Origin of the sequence: Terriglobus sp. ADX1 (genome assembly GCF_036877645.1) — a bacterium.
Classification (GTDB): Bacteria; Acidobacteriota; Terriglobia; order Terriglobales; family Acidobacteriaceae; genus Terriglobus.
In genome coordinates this window covers 25,879-40,333 of record NZ_JAEDXV010000003.1, presented here as the reverse complement: position 1 = coordinate 40,333, position 14,455 = coordinate 25,879, and the positions used below count along the sequence as shown (strand labels likewise).

The following is a 14,455-nucleotide window of genomic DNA, read 5'->3' as shown; positions in this document are numbered from 1 at the left end:
TCTACTTGCCTTCCGTCATCCATCGTTCCGCCATCATGAAGGCCCCGCGCAACTCCGCCAGACCACGCAGACGCCCCACTGCGGGATATCCCGGCGCTGCTCCACGCTCCCGATCGTTCAATAATTCCTGCCCATGATCCGCGCGGTATGGCAGGCTGCGTTTGTCTCCAAGTGAAGTGCGCCGGTGCTTTTCTCGAGACAACTCGATGATGATGCCGATCAGATCTGCATCACCTTCAAGGTGTGCCGCTTCGAAGAAGGATTCGATCTCTAAATCCACGCGCGGCTCTCTTTGTGTGGAACGTAAATGCAGGAAGCCGATGCGTGGAGCAAACTCTGCGACCATCTCTTGCAGCTTGTTATCGGCTCGCACACCGAGCGCACCCGTACAGAAGGTCAGGGAGTTTGCGTCTCCCTCATATTGCTCAAGAATCCAGCGAAGGTCTTCCGTTGTGCTTACAATTCTGGGCAATCCCAACAACGGCCGTGGCGGATCGTCGGGATGGATACACAATCGCACACCGCATTCCTCCGCTACCGGAGCAACCATTCGCAAAAACTCTCTCAGCGACGAGCGAAGCGCATCGGGACTAATTCCTTCATAGCTGCGCAGCAGTTCGGCTGTCTCCTCCAGAGTTAGCTTCGTATGTCCGCCCGGCAAACCATCAAGGATCGTTGCGCGCAACTCTTCTGCTTGTGCCGGAGAAAGAGCATTGAAATAACGGAGAGCCTCCCGGCTCAGATCCTCGCCCCACTCTGCTTCTGCTCCAGGACGTTTCAGCATGTACACATCGAAAGCTGCAAACGCCACAACATCGAATCGCGTCGTGTAGCCACCACCCGGTGCAGGTTCACGCAGGTGCGTTCTTGTCCAACTGAACAGCGGCATCCAGTTGTAGGCGATGGTCCGGATGCCACACTCGGCGAGATGGCGGATGGATTGGATGAAGTTCTCTACATCCTGCTGCCAGCCGGGTGCGCGCATTTTTACGCGTTCTGTGATGCCTAAACTTTCAACAACAGTCCACTCAAGCCCCGCCGATCGGATGGCCTCCTGCCGTTTTCGAATCACTTCGATCGGCCATAGCTCACCTGCGGGGATTTCGTGCAGAGCGTTCACAATACCAGTCGCTCCGGCCTCGCGTGCGTCTCGCAATGTGACACGATCTTCTGGGCCGAACCAACGCCACGTCTGCTCCAGTACCATCCTTGCCTTTCCGACAGAGCAGCTCCCGTTTCACCACCGGCTAGCGCATACTTTGCCTACTACACGTGCTTTGCGATAACTTTCCAGTGCTGAGTTTTGAGAACTCTAACGAGATCCCTCCATCAGCCTCAAGATGCTACGGCGCGTAGCGCGCCATAGAAAACAGAAGTTCGACTAGAAGAGGTTCGTCTTGCATTGTGAAACGTCTGCATCGCCGTCGAATGCTTATCTGTCGCGGAGATTTTCATGAAATCGACCTCAAAATCTGCACGGAATGAAGCAAGTCCGAAGCGTGGATACACAATTCAGGCTGTTGTACGAGCTGCTTCCATCCTTAACGCATTTCAATCCACATCGGAGGTTCTTGATCTGCGCGTTGTGGCTGCACGCGTCGGACTGCATAAAGCAACGACCTTCCGCTTGCTGGAGACGCTGGTCGAAACGCATCTTCTGGAACGAGCCGGAAAGCAGGGTTACCGCTGCTGCGTCCAGCTTGCACGCTCCAAGCGCTACCGCATCGGTTATGGCTCTCAGACCAGCCTGCTGCCCTTTACCGGAGCGGTAAGTGACGGGCTGACCGTCGCGGCTAACAATGCGAACATTGACCTTCTGGTGTTGAACAACGGCCTCAGTCCTCGCATTGCATTGCAGAATGCAGACACCTTCGTGTCTGAAAAGGTCGACCTGGTCATTGACTCGCAGATCAATGTCGGTATTGCCGCCCAGATTGCTGTGAAATTCGCAGCTGCTCGCATTCCATTCATTGCACTCGATATCCCGCATCCTGGCGCCATCTACTTTGGTGCAGACAACTATAAGGCAGGCCGTATGGCTGGCCGTCATCTGGCGAAATGGGCGGCGAAGAACTGGAAAAGCGGAGCAGAACAGATCATCCTTCTTGGGGTCGATGCTGCGGGACCTCTGCTCAATGCGCGGCTTTCTGGTGTGCTCGATGGCATACATGAGATGAACCCTTCTGCACATCGCATTCCAACACATCATTACGACACCAAGGGTGGTCAGTTCGAAGCCACACTGGATGTAGTTCGCCGACATATCCGGCGCCGTGCGCCGGAGCGTGCTCTCGTAGGCGCAGTCAATGACACCACAGCTCTGGCAGCCCTGCAGGCCTTTCGAGAAGCGGGGATCGAACGCTGCTGTGCCATCGCAGGTCAAGATGGAAGTCTAGGCGCGCGCGAAGAGATGCGGCGACGTTCAAGTCGTCTTATCTGTTCGGTTGCATACTTCCCGGAAACCTACGGTGAAAGACTCGTAAGGTTGGCGCTGGATGTGCTCAAGCACAAACCCGTTGCGCCTGCCGTATTCGTACAACATGAGCTACTTACGCCACAGAATGTTGACAAGATTTACCCCAATGATACGTGGATGAAATCGTCTCCAGAGTCGATCTAAGCACAGTGCCTTCGATCTTTATGTCACCCAGATTATCTCGCATTGTGCAACGCACTTCGAGAATTCCTTAAGGGTATGCATAACAAGGAAGTTCTCTATAAATAGCGCTCCCAGCGCAGAAATTGCAGATTTAACGAGCCCGTATTCAAGCCATATCCTCTGCACGGTTATTTCACATTGTGATACGGAAGCGAAGGGTCGCTTTAGCGCAGCGACATCGTTGACATGCTTTTCTGCGAAGAACTACAAAGCTGCTCGATTCAGACAACGCAAAAGTGTACGTGTGTGCGCGGTAGTTGTCATAGGTGAATTTCCTGGGAGGCTGATTCAAATGAGTCGACACGATAAGAAAGAAGAACGAGATTTTATGAGAAGGTTACGCATCGGCTCTGCAGCGAATGTAGCGCTGTCATTTCCTTTGCCCCGTCACAGCACAGCCATTGCACTACTGGCATTCGCAGTGAGCGCTTCTGCTCAGACTGGACAAGGCGCCATCGGTGGTTCGGTAACGGATAACCTGGGAGCTCTTGTCCCAGGAGCCAAAGTAGAAGTTGTCAGCCAGTCCACCGGCGTGAAGCAGGCGACGACAACAAACAATAACGGCCTGTTTCGGATTCAGTCATTAAATCCGGGACTCTATACCGTCACCGTGGAGAAAGACGGGTTCCAGCGTGTATCGGAACAGTCCGTTAATGTATCAGCCGTAGGAACCACACCGCTCGATATCAAGCTGGCAATCGGCGCAGCGACCGACGTTGTAACAGTGACATCGGATTCCGACCTGCTCAACAAATCGGAATCGAACGTAACGACCACCGTCGATCACGCGATTGTTGAAAATCTTCCCTATCCGGAACGCAGCTCACTCGAAGCAGCTCTGCTCGTTCCAGGCGTTGTTGGCGATCCTCTGCAACCGGGTGGCATCTCTACCGAAAATCCTGGCGCTTATACAAGTTATGTCACACCGGGTGCCGGCATTGTTGTTGGTGGAGCGCCTCCGGGAACCAGCTCCATTGTGGTGGATGGTTCTGATGTAACCCAGGCGAGCCTTGCACGTACAGGCGTCAACCTCTCGGGTCGCATGGTGCAGGAGACAACCGTTATCACAACTGGCCTTGCTGCTAAATATGGCAGAACAGGCGGCGGTGTCATTGTTCAGAGCAGCGCAGCTGGCACTAACCAGTATCACGGAGCCATTACCTACAGCCACACCGATCCTTACTTCAACGCCTTCCCGGATGGCGGCACAATTCGGAGCGCGCTGCACGAGAACTACTACGGCTTCTATGTTGGCGGCCCTGTATACATTCCCAAGATCTATCCTTTCAAAGACAAGACCTTCTTCTACGTAGGTGTTGAACCGGCTCGCATGCAGAATTCTTTCGGGTTCCGTGGCATCTTCCCGACACCTGATGAACTGGCGGGCCACCTCAACAATTCGCTCACGCTGCTCAACCAGAGTGTCCTGAAAAGTTCCGGTTATGCGGCAGCGCTTGCAGCTCCGCGCATTGGCGCTATCAACTATCAATCCACCGTCGACGCGAATGGCTTTCCGAATGGCCCCTATAACGCTGCTCAGATAAGGGCTATTCCTAATAACGATGTCTCAGCGCAACTGGCACAGAATTCGTTTGCCAAATTTGTGCTGTCACAGTTTCCAACGCCGTCCAACCCAGGGCCTTACATCAAGTTCGATAATCCCCAAGCCACCTCTCAGAACGATGGCACCAATGCAACCTACAAGCGTGGTGTTATCAATACGGACAATCGTTATTCCATCCGAATCGATCAACACTTCAAGAACGATCAGTTTTTTGTTCGCTACAGCGTAATTCCGGTGGGCGCACAGCGCTTCTTTGCGGTTGCTGCAAGTAATCCGCTTACGATCGTGCCAACTGATTCTGCTGCGACGCACGATATCGCGATCGGTTATACGCGCACGCTTACAAACAATGTGGTCAACAGCTTCCACTACTCCTTCATGCGCGTCAATCAGCAGAGGCTTGCACCTCCCAGCACGCGCAGTAAAGACTATGCCGGGTCCTACGGCCTTACGCCAGCCTCTTTCGGTTATGGCTTTCCAAGCCTCGGCAATCTGAATGCAAATGGCGTGGGCTACACCATGCAGATGGGTCTTTCTAACGCTGCTATTCAGGTCGATCAGAACTTTATTGCGGGTGACGACATCACCTGGGTGCACGGACTGCATCAGTTCCAGTTTGGTGGAGAAGTTCGGTGGCTACAATCAAATCAATACGACCTGGGTGGTGCCACCGGTGGCCGCTATACTTTCTCGGCTAATTCGACCAACAATGGATCCACCGGCGGTGCTCCACTTGCGAGTCTCATTCTGGGATCGATTTATGGCTTTACGAATACACCGGTTGAAGTGCCCGGCTACTACCGCTGGCGATACTATGCAGGCTATTTCCAGGACGACTGGCGCATACTGCCAAACCTCACCATCAACGCAGGCCTTCGGTACGAAATCGAAACACCAAGGATGGAAAAGTTCAACAACCAGGCCTACGTTCGACTCAATATGCCGGGGACGTTGAATAACCTTACAACTTCCACAGCACTCTGCTTCTCTGGAGCTTGCGGCAATCCCAAGACGCTGTGGCCCACGAACTATGCGGGCTTTGAGCCTCGTGTTGGCTTCGCTTACGCTCCCACGCCAAAGACTACGGTTCGCGCAGGCTATACGCTGCAGCGTCTGCCACTGACGGGCTATGAGAACGTCCCCGATCCGAACTTCAATGTTGCCTCGCAGGCTGTGGGTGGCCAGACAGGAGGCACGATCGCGAACTCAACCGTTAACTACATCACCAATCCGATTGGACCGCTGACCTCCGCATATACGGCGCTCAATGGAAACCGCGGACCTATTCTGTACACGACTGGTTTGACACCCGTATATGTCAACCAGACCAATAAGGTTCCCTATACGCAGATGTGGAACCTCACTTTGCAGTATCAGCCCTCCACACGCACTGTTCTGCAGGCAACCTATAACGGTTCCAAAGGAACGCATCTTGCGGGCGCATTCGGTGGTAGCGGTTACTCCAGCGCGCTGAACGTTCCTTCCCTTGGGACAATTACCAGCGCAATTCAGACACATCAGAACCTGGGTGCTTCTGCTCCCAACCCGTGGGGCATTACTCAGAATGGAGCCTTGGTTTCTGAAACTGGGCTACAGCTGCTCAACCCGTATCAGAACTTCTTCAACTCATCGATCAACGAACTCTTTCCCCGCGGCGGAACGATGGAGTACAACGGCCTTTACCTAAGCGTGAACCATCGCCTGGGCCATGGTCTCTCTGTGCTCGCCAACTACACGTGGTCAAAGACGCTGGATAACATCCCCGACACCAACACCGGTGCAAACGGTGGAGGATTTGGTTATGTTCTTCCGCAAAATCCTTACAACCCTTATGCCGAGTGGTCAGTGGCCAGCTTCGATCAGGCAAGCCGACTCAAGATTGGCTACACCTACGATCTACCGCTTGGCACCGGACAAAGCCTCGACCTACATAACCGCCTTCTCAACAACCTCCTGGGTCATATCTCCACCGCAGGCATTGCAACCTATGCAGATGGTCTGCCTAACGCGATTTCTCTTGGCACGGTAGGTAATTTCGTGTCTGTGACACCGGGTGGAACCAATGGTTGCAATCCCAGTGGGGCGAATAAATTCTGCACCGCAACTGCATTGCCTACCGGATATAACCTGCGTCCCAACATTGTTCCTGGCGTCCCGCTGCTCAACAAGAACTGGAAGAAAAACGCTCTCAATTCGAGCTTTGTTCCCTACCTCAACCCTGCCGCGTTTGGTTGCACAGTGAACGGAGCAGGCATCGCAACAAGCTGCCAGGCTCCGGGCTCATTGAATGCGCCGGAACTTGGCAACGCGCCCCGCACGCTCGCTGGTGCTCGCTCTCCCCGTGAAGCTATGTTTGACATGCGCTTCAGCAAGGGATTCCAGCTTGGTTCGCGCTATAACCTTCGGATCAACAGTACCTTCATCAACGCATTCAATCATCCTGTGTATTACGGCGTTAACCGCTCGCTGCTGAGTTCCACCGTGGCATCCAATGTAACGGGTACTCTGGCGCATACGCCTGCAGCCAACTTTGGACAGTTCAATCAGGGCCAGACTGCAGGCATGTCACGAGTCATCCTGGTAGGTGGAGAGTTCACCTTCTAAGAATTAACAACAACAAAGAATGTGTTCTGGCCAGCGATTCCGCAGACAAGCGGATCGCTGGCCAAAACATTTTCAGGAGATGACAGAGCGTGAAGAGAATGATCAAAGCTACCGCATGGAGATGCGTGCGGCTTATTTTCCTACCGTTGTTAGTTAGTTGTTTTCCCGGAACGAAAGTAGAAGCACAGTCTTCAGCCGTAACGATTCCGCTCTGGTCTGGGGCGGCTCCCATGTCGAATGGGTCGACAGATGCTGACCAACCATCCGTGGATGTTTATCTACCGACTACGAACCCAACGCAGACCGGGGTTCTCGTCATTCCAGGCGGCGCTTATGGATATCTGGCGGCACCGGAAGGAAAGCCTGTAGCTATCTGGTTGCAGGAGCATGGTGTTGCTGCTTTTGTCCTGCACTATCGCGTTTCTCCGTATCACTATCCCGCTGAAATGCTCGACGGCTTGCGTGCTGTGCGCCTTATTCGTTCCAGAGCAAGTGAGTTTCATCTCTCTGAAGACAAGATCGGTGTGTGGGGATTTTCTGCCGGCGGACATCTTGCCTCTTACCTGATGACGCAATGGCGACAACCGCTTGCGCCTTCGCCAGACAGCATGGATGCCGTCAATGCGAGGCCCGACTTCGGAATTCTTGCTTACCCAGTGATCTCCATGCGGCCTGAAATCACGCATCACGGTTCGCATGAGAATTTGCTTGGTCCATCCGCAACGCCGGAACAGGAAGCGCAACTCTCCAGTGAACTTCATGTTGAAGAAAATTCATCGCCCGCCTTCTTGTTTGCAACAACAGATGACGGCGTAGTGCCAGTCCAAAACAGCATGGCCTTCTATGCAGCTTATGTTCAAAAGCATCTACCTATCGAGATGCACCTGTTTGAACATGGACCTCACGGTGTTGTGCTTGCGCAGAATCTTCCTGGGCCATCCGCATGGCCGAATCTATTGGCCACGTGGATGGTACGGCACGGGTGGATGGGGAAATAGGCCGCTCGCAATCCAAAAGCAACATCTTTTTCTACCGCTACAAACCATTTGCGATTCTTCTATGGCCATTGCAAAGGAAACTCGTGTATGTTCTTTGCAGTATCCATAGGAGAGCGCGTGGCTGAGGAAAAATCAGAGGTTTTACAAGGAACGCTGGACTTGATGATCTTGAAGACACTTCAAGCATTGGGACCTTTGCATGGGTTCGGGATTGCAAGACGCATTGAACAGTTGAGCGAAGATGTGCTGACGCTGAACGAAGGGACAGTCTACACATCCCTACTGCGACTGCAGCAAAAGCGCTGGATTTCAAGCGAGTGGGGAGTTTCCGAGAACAATCGGCGAGCGCGCTTCTACAGCATTACGAAACGCGGGATCACACAGCTGGCGATTGAAACCGGCAATTGGGAGCGCATTGCAGGTGTAATTGCCCGCGTGCTGGCTCTTGAGGCCAAGGCATAACAATGTCTGACCGCACACTCACCTTTCTGGCCAAACTCAAAGCGTTATTCACGCAGGTGCATGAGGACTCGCTCTTCGATGAAGAGATGAGCACACACCTGGAGATGCTTGCAGAGAAGTATGAGCGTGAGGGTATGAGTGCGAAAGATGCCAGACGTGCAGCTCGACGGCAATTTGGTAACACCGTTTTGTTGAAACAGCGACAACGGGAATCGAGGACAACGATGTTCTTTGCGAATGTAAGCCGCGACTTGCGGTATGGCGTGCGGCAGCTGATCAAGACGCCAATATTCACAATCGTTTGCGTGCTAACACTTGCGCTGGGAGTAGGCGCAAACACCGCTGTCTTCAGCGTGATGCATGCGGTGCTAGAAAAGATGTTGCCGGTGCGAGATGCCTCGCAAGTCTTCTACGTTCATACAACGGACTTTCCTGATGGAGCCTGGCAGACGGGAGATTCGTCAACGTCGTTTTCCTACGCGTTTTATCAGGCATTGCATGGGTTGAACGGCTTGCAGGATGTAATGACGTTTATCCCCATGTCGAATAGCGGCAAGGCCCCCATTCGTGTAGATACAGTCCCCGAAGAGGCTGCGGGCGATATGGTCAGCGGCAACTACTTCCATGGTTTGGGAGTGGGAACGGAACTGGGACGCGGCTTTGTAGCAAAGGATGAAACGGATCACACGCAGGTTACGGTGATCAGCGAAAAATTCTGGTCATCCCATTATCAGCGCAGCGCGGATGTGATCGGAAAGACGCTTTATATCAAGTCTGTTCCTTTCACGATTGTGGGCGTTGCGAAGAATGGATTTGAAGGAACGGAAGGAGCACTGCCGCTGGATTTCTGGATCCCTCTGCAAAGCAGGCCAGAGTTTAATGCGTGGGGTTCTTCCGCTGAAAACGGGATGTATCTGACAGAACCACGTTTGTGGATGATGCGATTGATGGTGCGCACGGCGCCCGGAGTAACTCGCGAACAGGCGCTGGCGCAGATGCAGACACTCTACGAACACACCGCGTACATCGGTCTACCTGAAAAGAAGAGCGGAGCGCCAACCTATCGCCTCTCTCTGCCCGCAGCCAAACAGTTCGACGGTGACAACGGATTTTTCGCCAGGGCATTGAAAGTGCTGATGGCGATGGTCGGCATGGTACTACTCATCGCCATGAGCAACGTAGTGATGCTGTTGATGGCTCGCAATGCGAACCGCCAACGCGAATTCGGCGTAAGGTTCGCACTTGGTGCAGGACGTAGAGAAATTGCACGGCAACTCCTTACTGAAAGTATGTTGTTAGTGGCACTTGGTGGCGTCGTGGCATGGGCTTTTGCGTTAGGAGCAACACGCGCATTGGGAACATGGGCGCATATCGAATCGAATCTGCAGCCAGACTTTAAGGTGCTTGGGCTAACGCTGGGTGTGTTGGTCTTACTTGCGATTGTCTTTGGGTTGGCACCTCTGCGTGCAGCCATGTCGAACGCTTCGCAGAGTTCGTTACGCAGTTCGGCCACATCATCACAAACCAGTTCACAGAAGTCACGCGCAGGCAACGCCGTGATCATGACTCAGATTGCCTTGTGCGTGGTATTGCTTGTGGGCGCAGGCCTTCTGCTGAAGACGCTGAGAAACCTATTGCATACACCTATGGGACAGAAGCCAGAAGGCCTTGTGGTATTCGGCGTTCGTCCGCAGCATGTGCACACCAAGGAAGAAGGCATTGCGTTCTTTACAACGTTGCAACAAAGACTTCGAACGATTCCGGGAGTGGAGAGTGTCTCCATGGCGGCGAATCGGCCGGGCTCAGGATGGTCCAGCAATCAAGGTGGCCTTTTACTGGACGGACACAATGCGAATGGACTACAGCCGGAACAAGTGACGTATCGACAAAACACAGTGGCAGCCGATTACTTCCGAACCATGGGCGTACCAATTTTAGATGGCCGCGATTTCTCTGATGCGGATACGGCAAGCGCACCGGGCGTTGCCATTGTGAACGAGAGCTTTGCGAAGAAGTATGTGGGCTCGTTACATGCAGTGGGACACGTGCTAAATAGTCCCCGTGGAAAGACTTCACAACAGATTGTGGGATTGGTGAAGGATCATAAATACACCGGCATCACGGAAGAGACCAGGCCGATGATGTGGACCGTCTTCGCACAAGACAGAGCCACCAACCAACTCAACGTCGAAATGCGCGTGCCTGGCGATCCGATGGCGATCTTGCCAGAGGTGCGCAAAGTGATCGCACAGATGGATCCGGATATGCCGCTGCTGGAACCGATGACGCAGGTGGCAGTGTTTGAAAAATCGATCTCAGGGCCGATCCTCTTTGCCCGACTTGCCGGTTGCTTTGGTGTACTGGCGATCGTGCTGATTGCGACTGGACTCTATGGGACGTTGGCCTATCGGATGAACCGGCGTAGCGCGGAGATCGGAGTTCGCATTGCCCTTGGTGCGCAACGCTCTCAAGTGGTGTGGATGGTCCTGCGCGGAAGCCTTCTGCTTTGCGCAGGCGGTGTAGCAATCGGCATCCCGCTCGCAATCATTGCGGGACGTGGTCTTGAAAGTTCACTCTACGGGATGAGGGCTCTTGATATAACGAGCTACCTCTTCGCAATCATGGGAGTCGTTCTGGTGGCTCTGTTAGCCAGTGTTGTGCCTGCAGGACGGGCTGCAAGTGTAGATCCACTACGTGCCTTGCGAGCAGAATAGATCTCTATCTTCCTGCGAAAAACTTGATCTACAAAGAGAAGCGGTAGCCTTGAGGCTACCGCTTCTCTTTCTTACGCTTCGTGTCATCAAGCCATAAGCGGATCCGTCTTGGTGGACGCGCCTGTTTCTACGCGTCCTGCAAACTGCGCAAAGGCTATGCTACCTGCTCTCTGAATACTCAGGTCATACCAGTGAAAACTCTTCTCAAGTGGGATGAGAACCACCTGCGTTGTACCTGCCGCAACCGATTTCTCTATGGCAGCCGCCCCATAGCTGTTGTCTTTAATTTCAAATTGCTGAGGAGTTGAGCCAGCGTTGCGAAGATGCAACTCTAAAGCACCTGTTGGATTCCCGCTACGCATCTGCAATTTCGCAGTGACCTGCGGTGTGGCATCTTGCAGATTACCCGTGAAGCGGCGATAGAATCCGTTTGCCGCCAGCACTTCAATTTCGTACTGCCCATCGCGGAACTCATCGAGTGCAAACGACGGCTTCAATGTGTCGCCTGCCTTTACGGTATAGGTTGCAGCGCGCATTCCCGGCTTTGCTGTGAGATTGCGAAGGTAGACATTGAACGGAGCGCCGGCTGCACGATTCTTGAAAACCTCAGTCGCTGCCGTCAGTTTCAGTTCAAAATGTTTGCCATCATCAGACACCGCACCATCGGCGTACAGCTCATACGGCAACGCACAGGATGGTCGCGTTCCGGATTCCTGATGCGATATTGCAGAAGCTTTGCTTGGGTGCGTATTGATTGCACTAATCTCTTGCGCAGAAAGCTCCTTGTACCCCGTAGGCAACGCTTTGTTACGTGCGTTGACAATCAATTCAATGAATTGATCTCGCTGCAGGAAACTGAATCTCGCTTCATCTTCTCGATGTGGGCGGAAGCAAGAGGTAAGATCGCCCGCAACGGTGCGCCGCCAATTGCTGATATTGTCTTCGCGTACGTTCTTACCAAACTTTGCCTGAATGAACTTCTCCAGGAATTGCAGCGTGGAGGTGTGATCACAAAGCTGCGAATTGACCCAACCACCACGCGTCCATGGCGAAGCAATGATAGTAGGTACACGGAAGCCCATACCGATGGGGCCGCTACGTGCTTCATGGGTGGGGACACCCTGCGCAATCTCGTCGGCCTTATAGGTGTACTCCAAGGCAACATCAATTCCTGCAGATGCAGCGCCTGTCTCTGGCCTCTTAGGATCGGGCGCGACATACGACGGCGAATGATCGAAGTAACCATCGTTCTCGTCATACGTGAGGATGAAGATGGTCTTCTTCCATACCTCAGGATTCTTGGTAAGAATATCCATGATCTCCGATACCCACCACGCTCCATACCAGGGCGACGAAGGATGATCAGAAAAATGTTCCGGCCCTGCCAGCCATGACACCGTAGGCAACTTCCCTGCTTCCACATCGGCGCGGAACTGGTGCAAGATATCGCCCTTAGGTACGTTGATGGTTTCTTCGCGACCGTCACTATTGAATCGAAGCGGCTCCAACGAACGATAGTTGGGATCGCCAGTGTTAGTCACAAATGCAGCATCATGCAGGGCGCGTTCCTTTGGTGAAAGCTGTTTGTAACGCACATCGCCCGCAGTGGCCACGGCTTTCTGCAAGTGAGCAACATGTGCCTGCGCCAGATCAAGCTGCACATGTAGTTCGTCAGCCATTTCGGGGTTGGAGAGCTCCGAAAGCTGTTCCTCCAAACGCGCTACCTGCTTTTGCGCTGCTTCCAACTGGTTCTTCAGCAACTCCGGCGCATAGTTGTACGCATGAACGTTGTATGCGGCAAAGCATTCCAACACATTGCAACCATAATTGGAGAGCCAGGAACGTTCCTCCGCAGTGAGTCCGCTCGTCATGGACAGATCGTTCTGATAGAAACGCCATGAAATACCTGCCTCAGTCAGGCGTTCCGGATAGGTCTTCCATCCCAACGGATCTCGAAAAAGTTCGTCGTTGCGCATGTACACACGCGAATCCGAAGACTGCTTATCGCGAATGGTGCCCGACCAGAACATGGAACGGTTAGGGGTGGTGGAACTCATCACAGCGCAATAGCTCTGGTCACATACAGTGAACGCATCGGCCAGCGCGTAATAAAACGGCAGATCCTCGCGCGTGTAATGGCCCATCGTGATGGGCATGTGCTGATAGTCCTTGTTGCCAGATTTTTTGGCATCAAGCCAGTTGTCATAATGGCCGTCGTTCCATGCATCCACCTGCGAATTACGCGAATGTGGAATAGAGCCCATCCAAGTAATGCGCGTATCACGCAGATCAAGCCGCCACGGCGCGAACGATTTTCCTGTAGCCTTCGACGTTTGCACAAAAACAGAATTGCCATCAGGCTGGCGGATAGCACGCGGATCGTTAAACCCACGTACCCCCTGTAAGCTCCCCAGCGAATGGTCGAAAGAGCGATTTTCCTGCATCAGGATGACGATGTGTTCCGCGTCGGCAAAGGTGCTGCCCGGTGCTGGTTCAATTGCAAAAGCTCGTTGAATCGATTCGGGAACAAAGCCGGAGATACCTGTGGCCCCGGAAAGCAGAGCGGCAAACTTCAGAAAATCACGACGCGATGTGGACATGGTGAGTATTAAACCAAAACGGCAATTTCATTGTCGTGAACATAGCAGCGTCATCTTATCCAGTGACTTAAGAGCAAATAGAAAAGGCCGGAGCAAAGCGCTCCGGCCCTTCTTTAGAGTTATTTCCTTAATTGCGACGATCGCGTCCACCGCTGCCGAAAAGCTGCAGCAGGATCAGGAAGATGTTAATGGCATCCAGATAAATGCCCACAGCAAGCTGCGTCGCGGTAAGTCCATCGCCACCTGCGCGGATGCGCGCAAAGTCGGCCACGGTCAGCGCCGTGAAGATGGCCAGCGCCATCCACGAGTATGTCGTCGGCGACAGAAAGTGGAAGAACATGCTGGCAACACCAACCAGAATCAGCACCAACAGTCCGGCACCGGCAATGCCACTGAGTCTACGGTAGTCAATGCTGAACAGGTAAGAGACACATGCCAGTGCTGTCATGCCCAGGCCTGTAGTCATGGCTGCCTGAAAGACAACATAAGGCCCAATCATGCGCACATACATGTGGATGATCGGCGCAATCTCCCAGCCCATGAAGAATGCCAGTCCAAGGAATAGGCCCAACGCTAATCCTGGACTCTGGCGCTTCACACCATTGATGGCAAAGATCAACGCCAATACAGCAATGAGGCCCGGCAGCATGCTCCATGAAGGTGCAGTGGCCACGCCGATGGCAGTGATGAAAAATCCAAGCGCAGTGATCCCCAACACCTTCGCCAGCAGCGGTGCGGTGCCTTCGCGCGGAACGTCGATTACGGTGGGATATCCGTTGGTGCGATTCACGTACATCGTCAGAACTCTCTCCGGCGCGGCGTCAGGTCACTCGCCGCACCACTCCATACAGATT

8 protein-coding genes are annotated in these 14,455 nt (G+C 53.4%); 5 read left to right on the top strand and 3 right to left on the bottom strand.

Annotated elements, in window-relative coordinates:
• Position 1: 1 nt before the first annotated feature.
• Positions 2-1,207, bottom strand: coding sequence for a mannonate dehydratase (gene uxuA, locus JAO32_RS03035; RefSeq protein WP_334237363.1), 1,206 nt, complete (start codon positions 1,205-1,207; stop codon positions 2-4).
• 246 nt (positions 1,208-1,453) lie between these two features.
• Between uxuA and JAO32_RS03030 the strand changes: the two genes are divergently transcribed.
• From JAO32_RS03030 to JAO32_RS03010, 5 genes are all read left to right on the top strand, one after another.
• A complete protein-coding gene (locus tag JAO32_RS03030; protein WP_334237361.1) occupies positions 1,454-2,620 on the top strand; it encodes a substrate-binding domain-containing protein in 1,167 nt (388 codons plus the stop codon).
• A 367-nt stretch (positions 2,621-2,987) separates the two neighbouring features.
• On the top strand, positions 2,988-6,827 hold the full coding sequence (locus JAO32_RS03025) for a TonB-dependent receptor (protein ID WP_334237358.1): 3,840 nt from the start codon (positions 2,988-2,990) through the stop codon (positions 6,825-6,827).
• A gap of 230 nt (positions 6,828-7,057) precedes the next feature.
• A complete protein-coding gene (locus JAO32_RS03020; RefSeq protein ID WP_334237356.1) occupies positions 7,058-7,825 on the top strand; it encodes an alpha/beta hydrolase in 768 nt (255 codons plus the stop codon).
• 117 nt (positions 7,826-7,942) lie between these two features.
• Positions 7,943-8,287: a PadR family transcriptional regulator gene (locus JAO32_RS03015; RefSeq protein WP_334237353.1), complete on the top strand. Its 345-nt coding sequence runs from the start codon at positions 7,943-7,945 to the stop codon at positions 8,285-8,287.
• Positions 8,288-8,289: 2 nt separating this feature from the next.
• A complete protein-coding gene (locus JAO32_RS03010; RefSeq protein ID WP_334237351.1) occupies positions 8,290-11,001 on the top strand; it encodes an ABC transporter permease in 2,712 nt (903 codons plus the stop codon).
• 86 nt (positions 11,002-11,087) lie between these two features.
• On the opposite strand, the gene JAO32_RS03005 is transcribed toward JAO32_RS03010, so the two are convergent.
• A complete protein-coding gene (locus JAO32_RS03005) occupies positions 11,088-13,601 on the bottom strand; it encodes a phosphocholine-specific phospholipase C (protein WP_334237349.1) in 2,514 nt (837 codons plus the stop codon).
• Between the two features lie 127 nt (positions 13,602-13,728).
• Positions 13,729-14,397: a Bax inhibitor-1/YccA family protein gene (locus JAO32_RS03000; RefSeq protein ID WP_334237347.1), complete on the bottom strand. Its 669-nt coding sequence runs from the start codon at positions 14,395-14,397 to the stop codon at positions 13,729-13,731.
• Between the last annotated feature and the right edge of the window lie 58 nt (positions 14,398-14,455).